This is a genomic window from Vagococcus sp. QWL-13 (genome assembly GCF_058683555.1).
In genome coordinates, this window is the sequence record NZ_CM178746.1 from 2,335,438 (window position 1) to 2,353,543 (window position 18,106).

At 40.5% G+C, this 18,106-nt stretch carries 22 protein-coding genes; 6 read left to right on the forward strand and 16 right to left on the reverse strand.

What is annotated here, in order from left to right; translation table 11 throughout:
• Window positions 1-2: 2 nt before the first annotated feature.
• The 8 genes from fabF to AC4PHI_RS10950 all read right to left on the reverse strand — a co-directional run bounded on the left by fabF (window position 3) and on the right by AC4PHI_RS10950 (window position 6,844).
• Complete coding sequence (gene fabF / locus AC4PHI_RS10915) at window positions 3-1,244, reverse strand: beta-ketoacyl-ACP synthase II (RefSeq protein ID WP_492199896.1); 1,242 nt, start codon at window positions 1,242-1,244, stop codon at window positions 3-5.
• Between the two features lie 12 nt (window positions 1,245-1,256).
• Window positions 1,257-1,988 carry a 3-oxoacyl-[acyl-carrier-protein] reductase gene (fabG, locus tag AC4PHI_RS10920; RefSeq protein WP_492199897.1) on the reverse strand — a complete coding sequence of 244 codons (732 nt, stop codon included), beginning with the start codon at window positions 1,986-1,988 and terminating at the stop codon, window positions 1,257-1,259.
• Window positions 1,989-1,999: 11 nt separating this feature from the next.
• On the reverse strand, window positions 2,000-2,932 hold the full coding sequence (gene fabD / locus AC4PHI_RS10925) for an ACP S-malonyltransferase (protein ID WP_492199898.1): 933 nt from the start codon (window positions 2,930-2,932) through the stop codon (window positions 2,000-2,002).
• 63 nt (window positions 2,933-2,995) lie between these two features.
• On the reverse strand, window positions 2,996-3,961 hold the full coding sequence (gene fabK, locus AC4PHI_RS10930; RefSeq protein ID WP_492199899.1) for an enoyl-[acyl-carrier-protein] reductase FabK: 966 nt from the start codon (window positions 3,959-3,961) through the stop codon (window positions 2,996-2,998).
• An 84-nt stretch (window positions 3,962-4,045) separates the two neighbouring features.
• Complete coding sequence (locus tag AC4PHI_RS10935; RefSeq protein ID WP_126809449.1) at window positions 4,046-4,276, reverse strand: acyl carrier protein; 231 nt, start codon at window positions 4,274-4,276, stop codon at window positions 4,046-4,048.
• A 52-nt stretch (window positions 4,277-4,328) separates the two neighbouring features.
• On the reverse strand, window positions 4,329-5,309 hold the full coding sequence (locus AC4PHI_RS10940) for a beta-ketoacyl-ACP synthase III (protein WP_492199900.1): 981 nt from the start codon (window positions 5,307-5,309) through the stop codon (window positions 4,329-4,331).
• 20 nt (window positions 5,310-5,329) lie between these two features.
• Entirely contained in the window at window positions 5,330-5,773 is a 444-nt protein-coding gene (fabT, locus tag AC4PHI_RS10945) for a fatty acid biosynthesis transcriptional regulator FabT (protein ID WP_492199901.1), read from the reverse strand.
• 513 nt (window positions 5,774-6,286) lie between these two features.
• Window positions 6,287-6,844: a TetR/AcrR family transcriptional regulator gene (locus AC4PHI_RS10950; protein ID WP_492199902.1), complete on the reverse strand. Its 558-nt coding sequence runs from the start codon at window positions 6,842-6,844 to the stop codon at window positions 6,287-6,289.
• A 202-nt stretch (window positions 6,845-7,046) separates the two neighbouring features.
• Here AC4PHI_RS10950 and AC4PHI_RS10955 point away from each other — a divergent pair, with 202 nt between their 5' ends.
• Both AC4PHI_RS10955 and AC4PHI_RS10960 read left to right on the forward strand, forming a co-directional pair.
• A complete protein-coding gene (locus tag AC4PHI_RS10955; RefSeq protein ID WP_492199903.1) occupies window positions 7,047-8,159 on the forward strand; it encodes an ABC transporter permease in 1,113 nt (370 codons plus the stop codon).
• An 11-nt stretch (window positions 8,160-8,170) separates the two neighbouring features.
• Window positions 8,171-8,848 (forward strand): ABC transporter ATP-binding protein, encoded by a 678-nt coding sequence (locus AC4PHI_RS10960; protein ID WP_492199904.1) that lies wholly within the window; start codon window positions 8,171-8,173, stop codon window positions 8,846-8,848.
• A gap of 63 nt (window positions 8,849-8,911) precedes the next feature.
• Here the strand turns inward: AC4PHI_RS10960 and AC4PHI_RS10965 are convergent, their stop codons facing one another.
• A complete protein-coding gene (locus AC4PHI_RS10965; RefSeq protein WP_492199905.1) occupies window positions 8,912-10,378 on the reverse strand; it encodes an aminotransferase-like domain-containing protein in 1,467 nt (488 codons plus the stop codon).
• Between the two features lie 108 nt (window positions 10,379-10,486).
• Here AC4PHI_RS10965 and thiD (AC4PHI_RS10970) point away from each other — a divergent pair, with 108 nt between their 5' ends.
• From thiD (AC4PHI_RS10970) to AC4PHI_RS10980, 3 genes are read left to right on the forward strand one after another with little or no spacing between them, the layout of a single operon-like run.
• Window positions 10,487-11,314: a bifunctional hydroxymethylpyrimidine kinase/phosphomethylpyrimidine kinase gene (thiD, locus tag AC4PHI_RS10970; protein ID WP_492199906.1), complete on the forward strand. Its 828-nt coding sequence runs from the start codon at window positions 10,487-10,489 to the stop codon at window positions 11,312-11,314.
• 20 nt (window positions 11,315-11,334) lie between these two features.
• Window positions 11,335-12,144 (forward strand): bifunctional hydroxymethylpyrimidine kinase/phosphomethylpyrimidine kinase, encoded by an 810-nt coding sequence (gene thiD, locus AC4PHI_RS10975; protein WP_492199907.1) that lies wholly within the window; start codon window positions 11,335-11,337, stop codon window positions 12,142-12,144.
• 16 nt (window positions 12,145-12,160) lie between these two features.
• Entirely contained in the window at window positions 12,161-12,718 is a 558-nt protein-coding gene (locus tag AC4PHI_RS10980) for an ECF transporter S component (RefSeq protein ID WP_492199908.1), read from the forward strand.
• A gap of 44 nt (window positions 12,719-12,762) precedes the next feature.
• On the opposite strand, the gene AC4PHI_RS10985 is transcribed toward AC4PHI_RS10980, so the two are convergent.
• The 3 genes from AC4PHI_RS10985 to guaC all read right to left on the reverse strand — a co-directional run bounded on the left by AC4PHI_RS10985 (window position 12,763) and on the right by guaC (window position 15,223).
• On the reverse strand, window positions 12,763-13,707 hold the full coding sequence (locus tag AC4PHI_RS10985) for a permease prefix domain 1-containing protein (protein ID WP_492199909.1): 945 nt from the start codon (window positions 13,705-13,707) through the stop codon (window positions 12,763-12,765).
• Window position 13,708: 1 nt separating this feature from the next.
• Window positions 13,709-14,035, reverse strand: coding sequence for a PadR family transcriptional regulator (locus AC4PHI_RS10990; protein ID WP_492199910.1), 327 nt, complete (start codon window positions 14,033-14,035; stop codon window positions 13,709-13,711).
• A gap of 210 nt (window positions 14,036-14,245) precedes the next feature.
• Window positions 14,246-15,223, reverse strand: coding sequence for a GMP reductase (gene guaC / locus AC4PHI_RS10995; protein ID WP_492199911.1), 978 nt, complete (start codon window positions 15,221-15,223; stop codon window positions 14,246-14,248).
• Window positions 15,224-15,491: 268 nt separating this feature from the next.
• Here guaC and AC4PHI_RS11000 point away from each other — a divergent pair, with 268 nt between their 5' ends.
• Window positions 15,492-15,695: a DUF2187 domain-containing protein gene (locus AC4PHI_RS11000; protein WP_492199912.1), complete on the forward strand. Its 204-nt coding sequence runs from the start codon at window positions 15,492-15,494 to the stop codon at window positions 15,693-15,695.
• A 31-nt stretch (window positions 15,696-15,726) separates the two neighbouring features.
• Here the strand turns inward: AC4PHI_RS11000 and AC4PHI_RS11005 are convergent, their stop codons facing one another.
• The 4 genes from AC4PHI_RS11005 to AC4PHI_RS11020 all read right to left on the reverse strand — a co-directional run bounded on the left by AC4PHI_RS11005 (window position 15,727) and on the right by AC4PHI_RS11020 (window position 18,053).
• A complete protein-coding gene (locus AC4PHI_RS11005) occupies window positions 15,727-16,455 on the reverse strand; it encodes a class I SAM-dependent DNA methyltransferase (protein ID WP_492199913.1) in 729 nt (242 codons plus the stop codon).
• 1 nt (window position 16,456) lies between these two features.
• Window positions 16,457-16,786, reverse strand: a complete 330-nt coding sequence (rsfS, locus tag AC4PHI_RS11010) for a ribosome silencing factor (RefSeq protein WP_492199914.1) — start codon at window positions 16,784-16,786, stop codon at window positions 16,457-16,459.
• A gap of 84 nt (window positions 16,787-16,870) precedes the next feature.
• Entirely contained in the window at window positions 16,871-17,455 is a 585-nt protein-coding gene (gene yqeK / locus AC4PHI_RS11015) for a bis(5'-nucleosyl)-tetraphosphatase (symmetrical) YqeK (RefSeq protein WP_492201586.1), read from the reverse strand.
• On the reverse strand, window positions 17,445-18,053 hold the full coding sequence (locus AC4PHI_RS11020; RefSeq protein ID WP_492201587.1) for a nicotinate-nucleotide adenylyltransferase: 609 nt from the start codon (window positions 18,051-18,053) through the stop codon (window positions 17,445-17,447). Before AC4PHI_RS11020 ends, yqeK begins: the two co-directional genes overlap by 11 nt.
• Window positions 18,054-18,106 lie beyond the last annotated feature (53 nt).

Here is an 18,106-nt window from a genome sequence, read left to right on the forward strand (position 1 = left end):
TGTTACTCACCTTCCCACTTCTTCATGCACAAAACAGCATTATGTCCGCCAAAGCCCAGCGAATTACTCAAGGTATACTTGACTAATCTCGCTTTACCGACTTTTGGTACATAATCCAAATCACAATCGTCACTGACATTTTCAAGACCAATCGTTGGCGGAATAAAATCTTCCTGCAAAGCACCCACACAGGCGATTGCCTCTACAGCACCAGCTGCTCCCAACAAATGTCCTGTCATACTTTTCGTACTTGAAATTGCCACGTTATAAGCCGCATCTCCCAAAGCATATTTGATGGCAGTGGTTTCCGCTCCGTCATTGGTTGGGGTGCCCGTGCCATGAGCATTAATATAATCTATTTCTTCCGGACTGACGCCCGCTTCTTCCATAGCATTTATCATACAAATCCCAGCACCGGAACCATCAGGATTCGGACTAGTCATATGATAAGCATCACTGTTGGCACCATATCCCACGACTTCTGCCAGAATATTAGCACCGCGAGCCAACGCGTGTTCCAACTCTTCTAATACTAAGACTGCTCCGCCTTCTCCCATGACAAATCCTCCTCTGTCTTTGTCAAAAGGAATGGATGCACGGTCAGGGTCTTCTGCTGCCGTTAAAGCTGTTAATGCAGCAAAGCCGGAAATACCTATTTCACAAACCGTGGCTTCTGCTCCGCCAGCAAGTATCACATCAGAATAGCCGTGCTTAATGGAACGGAAAGCATCTCCGATAGCATTCGTAGAAGAAGCGCAAGCGGTGACCACACATGTGCAAATCCCTTTGGCTCCCGTGGCAATGGATATATTTCCAGCAGCCATATTCCCAATAGCCATGGGAACGAAAAACGGGGCAACCCTTTTAGGTCCGCGTTCATGCATTTTGATAACCTGTTCCTGAATGGTGGTCATGCCGCCGATTCCTGAACTGACGATTACTCCTGTACGGTGGGGATCTGCATTTTCGCCGATTTTCAATCCAGCATCTTCAACTGCCTGTTTCGCCGCTGCAACACCATAAACTGAAAACAAGTCCATCCGTTTTGTTTGTTTTTTTGCCATGTACAGAGTCGGATCGAAGTCCTTGACTTCTGCAGCAACTGTGATGCCAGTATCGGCGGCATCAAACTTCTTGATTGGTGCAATGCCGTTTTTCCCTGCTTTAAGTCCTTCCCAAAACTCTTTTGCCGTGTTTCCCAACGGGGTCACAGCTCCTTGCCCGGTTATAACTACTCGCCTCATTTTGTTCCCTCCTTAACCATTCATGACCATGCCGCCGTCAACATTCAGCACTTGTCCGGTAATATATTTATTCGTTGCTAAAAATACCGCTGCATTGGCAACATCATCTACTGAACCAAATTTTTTCAGCGGTATCTGTGTTTTTGATGCTTCTTTGACTTTGTCGCTCAACACATCTGTCATATCTGATTCGATAAAACCGGGAGCGATCGCATTACAGGTAATTCCTCTTGAAGCCAACTCCCGCGCAACTGATTTTGTCAATCCGACCACGCCAGCTTTACTTGCTGCATAGTTAGCTTGACCGGCGTTGCCGACTAAACCGACGACACTGGCTAAATTGATGATTGTTCCGCTCTTTTGTTTCAGCATGACTGCCGAAACCTGTTGGATTGTATGGAAGGTCCCTTTTAAATTCACATTGATGACAGAATCAAAATCTTCCTCAGACATACGCATCAGCAATTTATCATTGGTCACACCTGCATTATTTATAAGAACATCAATAGACCCGAATTTTTCCCGAGTGTCAGCAATCAATCGTTTAGCATCTTCGAAATTCTGAACATCTCCCTGAATGTAGTGAGACTTGACGCCTAATTGGTCAAAGGGAACCAGCAAAGTGTCATCCAGCTCTTTTCGTCCGTTTAAGACGATATTGGCACCAAGTTTTGCAAATGCCAAAGCGATGCCCAACCCGATCCCTCTCGTACTTCCTGTTACAATTACCGTTTTATTTTTCAATTGACATCCTCCTAACCTAAATTAAATGAGGTCAACGCCTTTTCTAATGTGTTGACGTCTTCGATATTTTCGACCTTGACTGTACGATCGATTTTTTTCACGAATCCTTTCAAAGCTCTTCCCGGTCCTAATTCCAAAAATGTGTCCACGCCATTATCAATCATTGTTTTGACACAATCTTCCCAGTAAACAGGAGACTTCACCTGTTGAACCAATGTAGGAATGATGTCATCTTTGGATGGGATAATCTCACCGGTCAAATTAGTCACAACTGGCAGAGCCATCTCCCGAATCGTTACCTCTGCTAAAGCAGTCGACAATTTCTCAGCTGCCGGTGCCAGTAAATTAGTATGGAACGGTCCGCTCACATTCAGGCGAATGATTCTGCTGCGCTTGTGTCCTTCTAGTAACTGCTCAGCTTTTTCTACGGCTGCCACCTCGCCAGAAATAACAATCTGATTGGGCATATTGTAATTTGCCGGAACCACAACTCCTGAAGCACTGGCTGCCAGACAAGCTTCTTCCACTGCTTCACGGGGAATATTCATCACGGCAGACATCGCGCCCTGACCACGGGGAACGGCCTCAGTCATCCAACGTCCGCGCTTTTGAACCAGCTGGACTGTTTCTGAAAAATCAAAAGCACCGCTAGCTACCAATGCAGAGTACTCTCCAAGGCTTAATCCTGAAACGATTTGGGGAGTCACTCCCAGTTCAGCCAATACCCTATGGAGACCAACACTCATAGTTAAAACAGCCGGCTGAGTAAATTCAGTTTCATTTAATTGCGAGTGTTCATCGAAGCTTAAAGCCTTCATGTCCCAACCCAGGGCATCTGAAGCTTCTTCAAGAGTTTGATCGTAGATTGGGTAAACTTCAGAAAGTTCTTTGCCCATTCCGTGATATTGCGCCCCTTGTCCACTAAAAATAAATCCAATTGTCATAACTAACTCCTCTTAACAAAAGTCTTGCAAAAATTTTGAGATTTTTTGAATGTTCCACCGGCTTTATTTTAGCCAGCGTTCCGCTCTAGCTTTGATGACTTCTTGACATTCTGTTACCAGTTCTTGAATGATATCTTCACATGTCTGATTTTCTTTGGAAACCAAGCCGGCGATTTGTCCAGACATCATGGAGCTGTTTTTAGTATCTCCGTCAACCACAGCCCGTTTTAAAGCACCTTTGCCCAAATCTTCCAGCAAATCCCAATTAGGTTCAGCTTTTCCAGCCTCGATACGTTCTAATTTGTTATATTCCCGGGTAAGTTTGTTTCTCAAACCCCGTACAGGGTGCCCTGTAGCTAAACCGGTTACGTCAGTGCTCAAATCATTGGCCTTGAGAACAAATTTTTTGAAGTTTTCATGGGCAGTACATTCCTTTGAAATCAAAAAGCGTGTGCCTAATTGTACTCCTTCGACTCCCAGCATCAAAGCAGCTGCCATACCTCGGCCGTCACCCACACCGCCAGCAGCGATGACCGGAATGTTTACAGCGTCTACTACTTGGGGAACTAATGCCATTGTCGTAGTTTTCCCGATATGTCCGCCGCCTTCCATTCCTTCAGCTACGACAGCATCTGCACCGTCGCTTTCCATTCTCTTTGCCAAAGCTACGGATGCTACCACAGGGATAACAACAATATCTGCTGCTTTAAATTTTTTCATATATTTTCCAGGGGAGCCAGCACCAGTGGTCACCACTTTCACCCGTTCCTCACAAACTAAATCCACTATGTCATCCACATGGGGGGACATCAGCATGATGTTGACCCCAAACGGCTTGTCTGTCAGCTTTTTTGCCAAATCAATTTGTTCTTTTACAATGTGTTTAGGTGCATGTCCAGATGCTATGATGCCTAAACCACCCGCATTAGAAACTGCACTTGCCAAATTGGCTTCTGCTACCCACGCCATTGCTCCCTGAATAATAGGGTATTCGATATCTAACATCTGACATATTTTTGAATGATTCATTCTTTCACCTTCTCTGATTTGTTTTTTCACTTAATTAAAAAAGCTTAGAAGCTCGGCTTCTAAGCAACTTCTTTGGCAGGTTCCTTATTTAGCTAACTCACCGTCAACGAATTTTACTAAATCTTCCACAGTGTTCAAGCCTTCGTCCGTTTCAATTTTCACGTCAAACTCATCTTCGATATCATTGATGATTTGGAATAAATCTAAGCTGTCAGCTTCCAATTCTTCCCGGAAGTTAGTAGTTAATTGAACTTCTTCCTCTTCTTTTCCTAGTTGGTCCACAATGATTTCTTGAATTTTTGCAAAAGTTGCCATTTTATATTCCTCCATAATGTTTTTTATTTTTATTTATTAACGACTTTTACAGCTACAATGACAAGAGGATACTCCCCCATGTCAAGCCACCGCCAAAACCGGTTAACACGATTTTTTGCTGACTTCCTAATTGCAAGGTGCCTTCTTCGATACACTCATTTAAAAGTATTGGAATACTTGCTGCCGATGTATTTGCATAGGAAGCGATGTTGCTTAAAAACTTTTCTCTTGCTATGTTGGATTTTTTTGCTACTGCATCCAAAATCCTGACATTCGCCTGATGTGCCAAAACATAGTCGATGGTCTCATCAGAAAAATGATTTCGCTCAACGATTGTCCGGATATTGGCCGAGACATTTCTCAAAGAAAAATCAAAAATGCTGCGTCCGTCCATTTGAAGAGCTGTTGAAACTTTTTTTTCCGCCTGATAAAAGGGGCTGGTATTATGTAAATACGAATTCGTCAAGCTCATGCCCCGGGTCCCGTCAGACTGTAGGTATTCGTCTATAAATTGCGAAGGACCGTCTTTACTTTCCAGTAAAACGCCCCCGGCACCGTCTCCGAACAGAACAGCTGTGGAACGATCCTCCCAGTCCAACACTTTTGACATCGTTTCGCCGGCAATGACCATTCCGGTCTGATACTTTCCGCTTGAAATCAATTTTTCTCCCATGGACAGCGCATAGATAAATCCGGAACAGGCTGCGCTGATATCAAAAGCCAGAGCATTGGATGCACCCAAATTTCCTTGAACTAAACAAGCAGTGGAAGGAGCGCTGTAATCCGGCGTCATGGTTGCCACGATGATAAAATCGATGTCAGAAATATTTTTACCGCTTTTTAAAATTAATGATTTCCCTACTTCGGTACATAAGTCAGAGGTGTTTTGGTTTACTACCACCCGACGATTTTTTATGCCTGTACGACTGTAAATCCAGTCATCACTTGTCTCCATCATCTCCGCCAGTTCTGTATTAGCAACTACTCTGGAGGGAAGATAGGAGGCGGTGTGCGTGATACGTGTTTCGTTCATACTAGTTCCTCAAAACTTTCCTACTGATAACTTCCTTTTAGAAATTCGTGCAAATTCCTTAATCCTTTGATAACAGCTTTTTTTTCAGCTTCATCCATGTCTGTCAATGCAGCTTCTACCATTTTTTTATGAAAATGCTGGTGCACACGGTAGAATAACCGCCCCCGGTTGGTCAATTTCAACCGGACAACTCGACGATCGTCTTTGCTTCGAATTCTTTCTACATAACCTTTTTTTACTAGATTATTGATTGCAACGGTCAACGTGCCTACTGTAATAGAAAGTCTCTTGGCCACTTCACTGGAGGTCCGCTCATTGTGAAGACCAATGGCTTCTATAGTATGCATTTCTTTGATCGAAATATCTTGAAATTCACTTTTTTTTAATTCAGACTCTTCAATGGTCAAAATGTCATTGAAGACTGCAATCAAATAAGAGTTGATAAGTTCTAAATTTGCCTCCACGGATAAAACCTCACTCGGTAATGATTTGATTATCAAATAATTTGACTATCAAACTATTCGATAGACAAAGTATATACATAAAAAAATATTAATGCAACTACTTTCTGAAAATTATTCATTAAAAAAGTCTGAAACGTTACAATAGCAACATTTCAGACAAAGCATTTTTAGTGTATTTTTAGTTGAAAGCTGACAATTTCTTCTACACAAGGACTGATAATATCTATTTGATTTCTGTCAGATTTTCAAATTTATGTCCTGATAAAAATTTTATTTGTCAAATTAAGTTAGGATAACGACTTAAAATTATTAGTCATGATGAACAACTCCCTCTTGTTTTGCTAGAACAACTTTCATACTAATGAGTTGTCGGCCGAAATCAAGGTATGATACGATAATGATTCAAGGAACTCCTGATAATATTCATCGTGAAAGTGTTGAAGTGCTGACAATGTGACTTTAGAAATTTATCATTATTGCTGCAAGATGAAATGAAATGCTTTCTACATTATTTCAGTCTCTTTTCACAATCCCAAAAAAGAAAATATGAATGAATTCTGCTATCGGCAAGTCATTATGTGAGTTGATATTCTCATCTACATACGCAGACAAGGCTCTCAAAAAATGAAGGGAAATATTTTTTGGCGGTATCTCATCATTAAGTTGCCCCGATAAGCTTGAAAAAAAAGTTTCAAAAGGAGCAAAATAATTTTCATGCCAAAGGATAAAAACCTGTTTCCTGATATCCTCCGGCAGTTCATTCTCCATATCTGTCATCATTAATGAAAAGTTCATTGGATGCCTCTCTATCAGAAATTCAGACATTTTGAGCAAGATTATTTCTTCGGATAGCCCGCTGTCTAATAGTTGATAAAGTTGACTGCCAATTTCGTTTGCAAATTTTTTCAACACTTGAATATAGATTTGTTCTTTATTTTCAAAATGATAATAAATAGCTGGTTGTGTGATATTCAATTCTTTTGCAATTTGTCTCGTTGACGTAGCAAGGTATCCTTGTTTCATAAACAACTCTGTAGCAAGTTCAATAATTTTATCCTTCATGGATTCCATAGATAACTCCCCATTTCACATAAAAAGTAAGTACGAGATATTTTTGATAAAAAAATTATATCACAAAACTTATCGCTTGATAAGTTTAAGACTATTTGATATTATCTGTTTATAAAATTTAAGTGTTTATTTTTTTTTTAAGATGAAACTTATCATCTGATAAGTCGAAGGAGGGAAAAACCCTATTTTTTTAGGGGATAATATGTATCTAGCAATAAAAGAAGTGAAAAAAGAAAAACTGCGATTTTTCATGGTTATCATGGTCACAGTGTTGATTGCATACCTAGTCTATTTTTTAACAGGACTTGCTTATGGATTGGCCAACGCTAATACTACTGCGGTTAACTACTGGGATAATCGCAGCATCATTTTAGAAAAATCAGCGAACGATAATATTTATGCTTCTTCCATAGATGAGGACGTTCTAAAAAAAGCCGGCATAACAGAGGGTGAAAAAATCAATTTAGCAACCACTGTTGTGACTGTTAATAAACAAAAATCAAAACAATATGACCTTGTTCTGATGGGTGTTGAACAGCCTGATTCCAATGTAATGTCCCCTCTTATTGAAGGAAGAGAAGTTGAAAGTGAAAACGAGATTGTTTTATCCCGCACTTTTAAAGACATCGCTGGAGTTAAATTAAATGACCAACTTAAAATCAGTAGTACTGGAAGAGAATTTAAAATCGTCGGCTTCACTGAAAAATCGGAATATAATACTCAACCTGTGGGATATGTAAATTTGGAAATGGCATCACAAGCCATGATGATTTACTCAACCGGTGATGATGAAGTAGATGCGACCACCACATCCACACCTAATATGCCAAACCGAGTTTCAGCAGTCGTTACTAACAAAAAGATTTCCAAGACCAAACTTGAAGAGAATAATTTACAGTATTTATCAAATGAAGAATTTATTAATGCGATCCCCGGTTATCAGGCCCAACTGTTGACATTCGGGTTGATGATTGTGTCATTAATCATTATTGCTGCTGTGATCATCGGGATATTCATGTATATCTTGACGATGCAGAAAAAAGGGATTTTTGCCATTCTTAAAGTTCAGGGAATCAGCAACAAGTTCATCAGTCATTCTGTTGTCTTTCAGTCCATTCTTGTCAGCGGAATCGGTGTAGTCATAGGACTGATTCTAACGTTAGTGACAGCCTACTTTATACCTGCCACGGTTCCAATCGAAATCAACTGGATGCTGATGGGAATCATCACTGCACTGTTTGTGGTTTGTTCTCTTATAGGCAGTATTTTCTCAGCCAGAAGTGTGCTTAAAATCGATCCGCTGGAAGCATTATAGGAGGAATAAAAATGAATGTCATAGAATTAACTGAAGTAACAAAATCTTTTAATGTTGCCGGTAAAGAGGTCAACATATTAAAATCAACTGATTTAGTGATTCGGCAAGGGGAATTTGCCGCAATCGTTGGTCCAAGCGGTTCTGGCAAGTCCACATTGCTTACAATTATGGGGGCATTGCAAAAACCGACAGCAGGTACGATTAAAATCAATCATAAAGAGCTGAATGGAATGAATAGCGAAGAATTATCTGATGTTAGATTTTCAGATATTGGCTTTGTTTTACAAGCTTCCAATTTGGTTCCATTCCTGACCATCAAGGAACAATTTGAGTTAAAGTACAAATATAGTGGTGAAAAAACTAATCCTGAACGAATCAGCCAAATCATGGAAGAACTGGATATTTCTCATTTGCAAAAAAAATATCCTGAAGACATTTCTGGCGGAGAGAGACAACGGGCAGCAATTGGGCTGGCACTGCTGCGCGAACCCAAAATTATTTTAGCTGATGAGCCAACTGCCAGTTTAGATACGGAACGGGCGTTTGAAGCCATCGATATCTTCAAACGGATATCTGAGAAAATGGAAACAACTGTCATCATGGTAACTCATGATCAGCGCATGCTGAAAAAATGTGACAGAGTGTTAGAGATGAAAGATGGCGTATTGACGGAAGTGGATACAAAATAATCAAGCCATAACAGCTTTTTAATTAAAATTGTCAACAAGTACTGATAGTAAACCTAAACTATCCTAACTCTCCAAAAAAAGAGCAGGATAGTTTTTTTTCTGCCACTTTAAACAAAGTTTTTTTAAAATTTCCACCACACGAAAACAGTCTTCTTCTGAAAGACGTGCGTAATTGATTCGCATACTTTGTTTGTCCTTACCTAGTAAAAAACTGGGCATCACCAGCAACTCTGTCTCCAATAAAGACTTCCAGTCGCTGACTGACAACGTCGGCTGTAAAAACGTCAACCAAAGATAGTAGCCCCCTTCAGGCGTGTAGAAAGAAAACTCTTCGGTCAGCTCTTTTTTCATTAATGCTACCAGCAAATCTTTTCTTTTTTCCAACACATCTTTCAAATGATGCAGCTGAGGGGTAAAAGACTGGTCTTGCAAGCCGAAAGTTGCCAACATTTGCGGGAAAATACTCAAAGAAAATTCCCATCGTTCCCTGACCTTGATCATCTGTTCCAAGACACGCTTTGGGGCATTGACCCAGCCAATCTGAATGGTAGATCCTAATATTTTAGTTAACGAGCCGATATAAATAACATTTTCTTCCGATAATTCTTTCAAACGGGGAACGGGCTTAGTTTTAGAAAATTTCAAAAAGCCGAACACGTCATCTTCGACTATGGCAACTTGATATTTTTTACATAGCTCAATCAATTCTTTTCTACGTTCCAGTGTCAGACTAGTACCTGTGGGATTCTGATAAGAGGGATTAACAAACAGCATCTTCACCGGAAATTGTTGAAATTTTTTCTCCAAAATGTTTAGCTGAATCCCTTCGCGGTCCACAGGAATCCCCACCGTTTTAATGCCTGCATTGCTGAAAACTGGCAGCGAATAAAAAAATGAAGGTGTTTCGATCGCCACCATATCATCTTTTTTCAAGAGAGCATGAATAATGTAAAAGATGGCTTGCTGCGCCCCTTCAGTAATCAAGATTTCATCCAAGTCCATCTTGTACGAAAATTCCTGCGTCATCAAATGTTGCAATGATTTTCTCAGCTCAATATATCCAAGTTTTTCTTGATGCAGATCTTCTTCCAAAATATCCCGCCAGTTCATACTTGGAATTTTCAACTCTGGAATCAATTCGATAGGCAGCTCAGAGGAATAGCCGTCAATAACATGATGGTTTTTCTCTGCCAGCCGGGAGTAGATTTCCTCTCTGAAAGTTCCTTCTGTACTTAACGTTTCTTTTTGCAGATAATGGCGCCAGTTGATTCCTTCAAACATTTGGATATCCCATTCCCCGTCATTGATTATTGTCCCGCTTCCCCGCTTACGAATGATAACACCTCTGGAAGCTAATTCATCAAAAGCTCTGACAATAGTCGAGCGGTTCACATTTAATATTTTGGCAAGCTCTCTTTCTGAAGGCAGTTTTTCACCAGGTAAAAGTTCTCCTGTGGTCGCTTTGGATTCTATGAGCTGTACAATTTGCTGGTATAAAGGCTGATGGTTTTTATGATCTATCTTCCACATGCACTATCTCCTCCTAAAGTGGATGGGTCCAATATACTCTAATTGGATGTTTTATTCAACCTTTAGCTTTTGTATGATGAATGTAACAGAAAAAAGGGGGATATATGCATGATCAAGAAAACTTTAACCATAGCCGGTTCAGATTCAAGCGGCGGTGCCGGCATCCAAGCAGATTTAAAAACTTTTCAAGAATTCGGAACTTTCGGTTTTTGTGCGATTACCAGCGTGGTCACCATGGACCCAGATGATAATTGGTCACACCATGTCACACCTATGGAACCGGCACTCGTAGAACAGCAATTAAAAACAATTTTTTCCGGCGAACCGATTGACGGTCTAAAAACAGGTATGTTGGGAGCTATTGAAACGATTGAAATAGCGGCTGAGTACATAAAAAAATATAACGTCAAACAGGTGGTCATCGATCCAGTGATGGCTTGTAAAGGTTCTGATGAATTGCTCCAACCTGAAAATGTCGAAACCATGAAAAAATTATTGCTGCCTTTAGCAACAATCGCCACGCCAAACTTGCTGGAAGCAAAATTCTTGGCAGAAGTACCCACAATCACTTCATTGGATGACATGAAGGAAGCGGCGAAAAAGATTATGGACTTGGGTCCGAAAACCGTAGTCATCAAAGGCGGCAAGGCACTGGGAACAGATAAAGCCATTGATTTATTTTATGACGGCAAAGAATTTACTGTTTTTTCTGACGATAAAATTCAAACTCACAATAATCACGGTGCCGGCTGTACTTTTGCCGCTGCTATCACTGCCGGTCTCGTTAAAGGACTGAGCACAGAAAAAGCAGTGCAGCAAGCTAAAGAATTTGTGACAGAAGCAATTAAAAATGGCATAGATATTTTCCCATATGTGGGTCACATTTGGCACGGTGCGTATAACCACGCCGAGAAAAGAATAATTGACGACAACTAACAGTCATTGAGGAGCATGAGATGATTAAGAAAACACTGACAATCGCTGGTTCTGACGCTGGAGGCGGTGCTGGCATCCAAGCGGATTTAAAAACTTTTCAGGAGTTTGGCACCTTTGGCATCAGTGCCATCACCAGCATATTGACCGTAGACCCGACAAATAAAAAGCATCATATTTTTTCCATACCGGATGATGTTGTGGCGCAAGAATTACAAACAGCTTTTTCGGGAGGAGCTTTGGACGCCGTAAAAATCGGCTTGCTTGGCAGTTTTGAAATGATCGAGTTGATAGAAAAACAATTAAAAAAAGAGAAACAAACAAATATTGTCGTTGATCCGGTAATGGCTGTCAAAAGCAGGAAAAAACTTTTGCATTCTGATATGTTGAAGGAGATGGTGGAACGCCTTTTTCCTATGGCAACAGTTGTGACACCAAACCTTGCTGAAGCTGCGATTCTGGCACAGATGCCAGCTATCGAAACAATCGAGGAGATGACAGAGGCGGCAATCAAAATCAAACAGCTGGGGCCAGAATATGTGGTCATCAAAGGCGGCTCCCGTATCCCGGGAGACAGAGCCGTTGATTTGCTTTATGATGGGAAAGACTTTCATTTTTTTAAAGAAGAAAAAATCGAAACTCTGACTAATCATGGTGCCGGTTGCGCCTTCGCAGGGGCCATCACTGCCAACCTTGCTAAAGGAATGACAATCAAGCAAAATATTCAAGTGTCCAAAAATTACATCACTGCCGCCATCAAAAACGGCATTTTTCTTAATCCTTATACTGGATATATCTGGCATGGCGCCCTTCGCTATTCCGAAAAACTTTAACAGAGGAGTTGTTAATATGCAAACTAAAAAAATAGATCTCCGGGACATTGTTTCGATCGGCATTTTTGCCGCTTTGGTGACCATTGCCACCACAATCAGAATTCCTCTACCGGCGTTAGTAGGGACACCCTTTGTCCATTTTGGCAGCAGCGTCTTTATCTTGTCTGTCTTACTGCTGGGTTACTGGCAAGGAGCTCTTGCTGGCGGCATCGGTTTCGCTCTTTTTGATGTCCTCAATGGATTTGCCATTGAAGCGCCATACTTTATTCTTGAATGTTTTATCGTAGGAGGAGCAATTTACAGTTCCTTTAAAATTTTTAAACATCAGCAAAATAAGTTTATCAAACTTTTTGTTCCTGCCTTTGTTGGAGGAATCGCTAAACTAATCATGACTTTTTTCAAAAATCTGGTCATGTCTCTATATTTGGGAAGTTCTTTGGGAGTAGCAGTCACTAATAGTATCAGCACTCTATACATCACTTTACTTAATGCTATTGCCGCTATCATTATTGTCCTAATTGCTTATTATCCATTGAAAAAAATACTAGCTGCTTCAATTTTTAAAAATAAATAAAAAATACTGATTTAGCGGACCTCGTTCAACACTCACCAGCTAAATCAGTATTTTTTATTTATACGATTCCAAAATACCACCCAAAATTGCAACAATAGGGAAGATAATCCAAGCAATCCCAAAGCCGCCAAACATAAACCCCAAATAAAGAAAACAACTAAAGCAATAGGCCCTAAAACTGCATCAATCTTTTGAACCAGCAGGGATTTTTTTAATTCCGTTTTTGTGGGCTGTTTTGTCAGTCCTTTTTCCAACAGGAGTGTGTATGTCCCTTGGATAACGCCTGCGTAAATGAACAGAAAGACACCTATAGAAGCAATGAAGAACATCACCGCAAGCATTCTCTCTTCGTAGGGCGCGCCATCATTATTAATAACTGAAGTAACCATGAACGGAATCACTGAAAGGATACACAAAACAACTCCTAGAGTAATACTTACGATAAACGTTTTTTCAAATGCCTGTTTCTGTTTTTCCACTTTCCGGCGAATGGCTCCAGTCATCACAAAAGGTTTCTCTAGATATTCAAATTTACTATTTTGAAAGCCTCCAAGGATAAACAAAGCCACACCTATAGCTGCCATCAAAAAGAAACTGATAAAACCTAGACCTTCATTCATATTTGCATTACTCGCAAAAAACATCCCCACACCGACACAACAGGCCATCACTCCTAAACCGACTTTCAATCCTACCCCTCTTTTTGCTGCCATGATTTTTTCCACTTCGACAGAATCAATCGTTGGCAAGGCTTCGTCTGTCGTCATCTCCTGCTCTTCCCCGATATTAAACTCTTCAAGGACTTCTTCAATATTGCCGAATTCAGAAATCACCTGACCGATAGCAGCGTTCTCTGACATGCCTTCCTCGCGAAGTTCCTCGAATTTATCTTCCATATTGGCAAGAATATCAGCCTTTAGCTGTAATATTTCCGGTATTTCCGGTAAATTGATAAACATTGTTTCAACATAATTTTTGATAGTATCCATGCTAGTTTCCTCCTAAAAAAATCTTGACAACCTCTTGGGTAATCTCCCATTCTTCTCGCTTTTCAATCAGAAATTCCAAACCTTTGGCGGTGATTTTATAATACGTTCTTTTTTTTCCAAAAGTTTCATCCCCTGGATAAGAAGTAATCAAACCGTTTTTTTGCAATCTGGCAAAAGCAGAATATAATGTGGTCTCTTTGATAATATACTTGCCCTTTGACATCTCCCTGATTTTTTTCGAAATCTCATAGCCGTAAGAATCCCCATCCGTCAGAATCGATAAAATAATGGGGTCATTGTACCCTCTAATCATTTCACTGCTAATCATACTGTCACCTCGTTTTACTACGACCATCATACTACGTCTATCGTAGTAGTTAGAGTTTAGCATTTTTACTACGATGAATCAAGTAATTTGATAAAAATCCGTCTCAGGTACTAGAATGATATTTTAAAAAATAATTTTCGTCAATGATACTATTGACTGGAAAATAAAAAAGCACAGACTTTTAATTAAGTCCATGCTTTTTAACAATGATTAAATTGTATCTCCGTTAAAGATAGAATTTTTTACGATAACATAATCCACTTTCCGTATGGCTTCTAAGTCCCGGCCGCCGGCATAGGAAATAGATGATTGAAGATCTTGCTGCATCTCAACTAGAGTGTCAGCCAAAGAACCTTTGTGGTGAACCCAAATTTTCTTTCCTTCAACATTTTTCTTTTCGCCTTTTTGGAATTCTGACGCGCTGCCAAAATACTCTTTGTAAACTACGCCGTCTTCTACTTTTGTTTCTCCCGGTGATTCCTCATGACCGGCAAATAAAGAACCTATCATGACCATACTGGCACCGAAACGAATGGATTTAGCCACGTCCCCTGGAGTACGAATGCCTCCATCCGCAATAATCGGCTTTCTTGCCGCCTTGCTGCAACGTCTGACTGCCGCCAGCTGCCAACCCCCTGTGCCGAAGCCTGTTTTGATTTTAGTGATGCAGACTTTTCCCGGACCGATGCCGACTTTTGTTGCGTCCGCTCCAGCATTTTCCAACTCTCTCACAGCTTCAGGTGTGCCCACATTTCCGGCAATCACAAATGTTTCCGGTAAATATTCCTTTATATGTTTGATCATGTTGATTACCGCATCTGAGTGTCCATGAGCGATATCAATCGTAATAAACTCTGGAAGCAATTTTTTGTCAGCTAATTCTCTGACGAAATCATATTCGTAATCTTTGACTCCCACACTGATGGAAGCAATCAAACCTTTACTATGCATTCTTTCAATAAAAGGTATCCGCTTGTCCTCTTCAAAACGGTGCATAATGTAAAAATAACCGTTTTGTGCCAGCCATTCCGCAATTTTTTCATCAATAATTGTTTGCATATTTGCCGGTACCACAGGCATTTTAAAAGAGTGTTTCCCTAAAGTAACACTTGTATCGCACTCTGAGCGACTTTTGACAACACATTTGTTTGGAACCAATTGAATATCTTCATAATCGAAAATTTTCATATTGGAAACCTCCCTTGATCATAATTTAGGAAAAACCGAACATTGTTATTTTTCAAGAGCAACAACCGTAATCTTCCTCAATTAATTTACACTATTTGAATAAGTAAATCAAGGGGCAGAGCTTACAATACTCTAAATAGACTGACTAAAGAAAAAATGATGTTTTTATAGTGAATAATTTTACAAAACGACTCGACCGTGGTATCATCTATAAAAAAAGAAGATGTCTTATGACATTTTTTGAGTTGTCACACGAGAGGAGCGCACTATGGAAGCGGACAAAATTATGATCGGTGAAACTTATCGCTGTAAAAGCCCACTTTTAAAAGAACATTTTGTTGCGAAGGTTGAAAAAATGTATGATTTGTCAGCACTGGTCGAGGTGAATAGTTTTGAAGTAAAAGATGCTGATAAAGTAGAAGATTTAAATGGACGTTTAGTTGTCCCATTTTACTGTATAGATAAAATCTAAAAAATAAAAAACGCTGAATCCAGCGTTTTTTTTATTTCTTACAGACGAAAAACCAGCGTGCTGTCTGTTCGTCAGGTTTCGTATCGGAAAAGTCCCCGTAAATGCTGATGTGACTAAAGTTAGCATTTTCCAGCAGTGTATAATAGTTTTCCAGTGAATAGGTTCTTTCTTTATGCAGTTCGTCAAACCTTAGAAATTTGTCGTCCTCTCTGACGAAAAATGTCAAGAAATGCTCCACACTGTCTTTTTTTTCGCCGGGATAGCTGTCCCACAAAAAGGCAAAATCTTCTGTTTGATAATGGTAAGAGTAATCGAGAAATCCCTGGTTGATCTGATAGACGGAATGCACATCAAACATAAACACGCCCCCGTCTTCTAACGCTGAATAAACGGTATCAAACACTTGTTGGACAGATTGGCGGTTGGGCATATAGCACAGAGAATCTGAAAAACAAGTGACGGCTTCATAAGTACCTACTTCAGACAGATCCAACATGTCCCCCTGAACAAATTGCACCTCTACCTCTTCAACAGCCGCCCTGCTGCTGGCCACCATAAGCATTTCTTCAGATAAATCCAGTGCTGTAACATCAAAACCTTCCCGTGCAAACGCACAGGCTAACGCGCCTGTCCCGCACGCCAACTCTAACAGCCTCTTGGTTTCAGGAGCAAAATGGCGTTTCGCAAACGCCAGCCAAGAAGTGTATAAACTTTCATCCATGACTTCATCATAGATGAAAGCAAAATTTTCATAAGTCATTTTAAGACACCCATCTAGTGATTGAAACGGATGGCGCATCGGACCACAGTTTTTCTAGATTGTAAAATCCTCTTTCATCTCCGTGGAACACATGGACGATCACATCGCCAAGGTCTGCCAAGACCCATTTGCCCATCTCTCTGCCTTCCACTCTGCCCACATCTACGCCGGCCTTTTGGGCTGCTTCGATTACACCATCAGTGATGGCTCCGACTTGTTTTTCACTGTTCCCATGACAAATGATGAAATAATCTGCTAGTACTGAAATCTCACGAACGTCCAGTACTAATAAATCTTCTGCCCTTTTGTCATCAGCAGCTTTAACAATCAATTCTAATAATTTTTCACTGTTGATAATAAATCCCTCCTTGAATGGTTCGATTGTCGAATATCTTTATGTCTTTTTTATCTTAAATCAGTTTGCTACCCAAGCGTTATAGGTCTCAATGGTTTTTGGGTATATCTTAACTTCTTTTTCAATCAAAAATTGTAACGTGTGCTTCGTTTCAAAGGCAACAGCGGATGCCAAGTTTTCAAACGCCAGTCGTCTGGCTGCGGCAACACCGGGGAAATCCCGTCCTTCTTCGATAAAATCCGCCACGTAAATGATTTGTGCCAAAAGGGACATTTCCTTTGCTCCCGTCGTATGCAGGCGGACAGCCTGTAAAATATCTTCATCAGATATCCCCAGCTCCTGCTCGATAAAATCTGCACCAATGATGCCGTGCCAGATTTCATTACCGTAACTTTTCAGTTCCTGAGAAAATTTCCCCTCATCAATTAGGCTGATAAAAACTTCATCGGGACGCTCCTTTGCATAATCGTGAACCAGAGCCGCCACGCTTGTTTTTTCCAAGTCTTCGCCGTAGCGCTCAGCCAGTTGTAAAGAAGCTTTTTCTACCCGGAGGACATGAGCAAATCTTTTTGTACTCATACTAGCGGAGATTTTTTCCACCAGTTGCTCACGAGTGCCGGCAAAGTATTTTTTACTATAAAGAATCATTTAGATATAAGCCTTCCTTCTTTATATATTGTAACACTTTTTCCGGAAGCATAAAATTCACACTGCACCCGTCTTTAATCCGTTTGCGAATCAGGCTGGAGCTGATGCTTGTTTCGGGGATTTCTACCCAGATGACAGGGTAAGGTGTCTCTACCTGATAATGGGGCCGTTTTATGCCGACAAATTTAACCAGCGACACCAGCTCATCGATTCGGTGCCAATTAGGCAGATCTTCCACCATATCGCCGCCGATGATAAAATAATACTCTACGTCAGGATTCTTTTCTTTAAGTGCCTTCATTGTATCATAAGTATAGCTTTTACCTTCCCGTTGAAGCTCGATTTTTTCAATACCGATATAAGGATAATTTTCTACTGCCAACTCTACCATTTTCACCCGGTGATGACTGCTGATGGTCATCTTGGCCGCCTGATGAGGGGGTATATTGCTGGGCATTAAATAAACTTCGTCCAAACCAAGTTGATGATAGACCTGATCGGCCATCAACAAATGAGTGTAATGAACCGGATTAAAATTGCCTCCAAGAATCCCCACACGCTTTTTTTTAATGATTTCTTCCACACTGACCACCACGTCAGTAACAGGATTAAAAAATGTTTGTACCTTTTTACCAACCACGCTCTTCA

Coding starts and splice junctions, on each gene's coding strand:
- fabF (WP_492199896.1), bottom strand. CDS start 1,244: ATGAGGCGAGTAGTTATAACCGGGCAAGGAGCTGTGACCCCGTTGGGA.
- fabD (WP_492199898.1), bottom strand. CDS start 2,932: ATGACAATTGGATTTATTTTTAGTGGACAAGGGGCGCAATATCACGGA.
- fabK (WP_492199899.1), bottom strand. CDS start 3,961: ATGAATCATTCAAAAATATGTCAGATGTTAGATATCGAATACCCTATT.
- AC4PHI_RS10935 (WP_126809449.1), bottom strand. CDS start 4,276: ATGGCAACTTTTGCAAAAATTCAAGAAATCATTGTGGACCAACTAGGA.
- AC4PHI_RS10940 (WP_492199900.1), bottom strand. CDS start 5,309: ATGAACGAAACACGTATCACGCACACCGCCTCCTATCTTCCCTCCAGA.
- AC4PHI_RS10950 (WP_492199902.1), bottom strand. CDS start 6,844: ATGGAATCCATGAAGGATAAAATTATTGAACTTGCTACAGAGTTGTTT.
- AC4PHI_RS10955 (WP_492199903.1), top strand. CDS start 7,047: ATGTATCTAGCAATAAAAGAAGTGAAAAAAGAAAAACTGCGATTTTTC.
- AC4PHI_RS10960 (WP_492199904.1), top strand. CDS start 8,171: ATGAATGTCATAGAATTAACTGAAGTAACAAAATCTTTTAATGTTGCC.
- AC4PHI_RS10965 (WP_492199905.1), bottom strand. CDS start 10,378: ATGTGGAAGATAGATCATAAAAACCATCAGCCTTTATACCAGCAAATT.
- thiD (WP_492199906.1), top strand. CDS start 10,487: ATGATCAAGAAAACTTTAACCATAGCCGGTTCAGATTCAAGCGGCGGT.
- thiD (WP_492199907.1), top strand. CDS start 11,335: ATGATTAAGAAAACACTGACAATCGCTGGTTCTGACGCTGGAGGCGGT.
- AC4PHI_RS10980 (WP_492199908.1), top strand. CDS start 12,161: ATGCAAACTAAAAAAATAGATCTCCGGGACATTGTTTCGATCGGCATT.
- AC4PHI_RS10985 (WP_492199909.1), bottom strand. CDS start 13,707: ATGGATACTATCAAAAATTATGTTGAAACAATGTTTATCAATTTACCG.
- AC4PHI_RS10990 (WP_492199910.1), bottom strand. CDS start 14,035: ATGATTAGCAGTGAAATGATTAGAGGGTACAATGACCCCATTATTTTA.
- guaC (WP_492199911.1), bottom strand. CDS start 15,223: ATGAAAATTTTCGATTATGAAGATATTCAATTGGTTCCAAACAAATGT.
- AC4PHI_RS11000 (WP_492199912.1), top strand. CDS start 15,492: ATGGAAGCGGACAAAATTATGATCGGTGAAACTTATCGCTGTAAAAGC.
- AC4PHI_RS11005 (WP_492199913.1), bottom strand. CDS start 16,455: ATGACTTATGAAAATTTTGCTTTCATCTATGATGAAGTCATGGATGAA.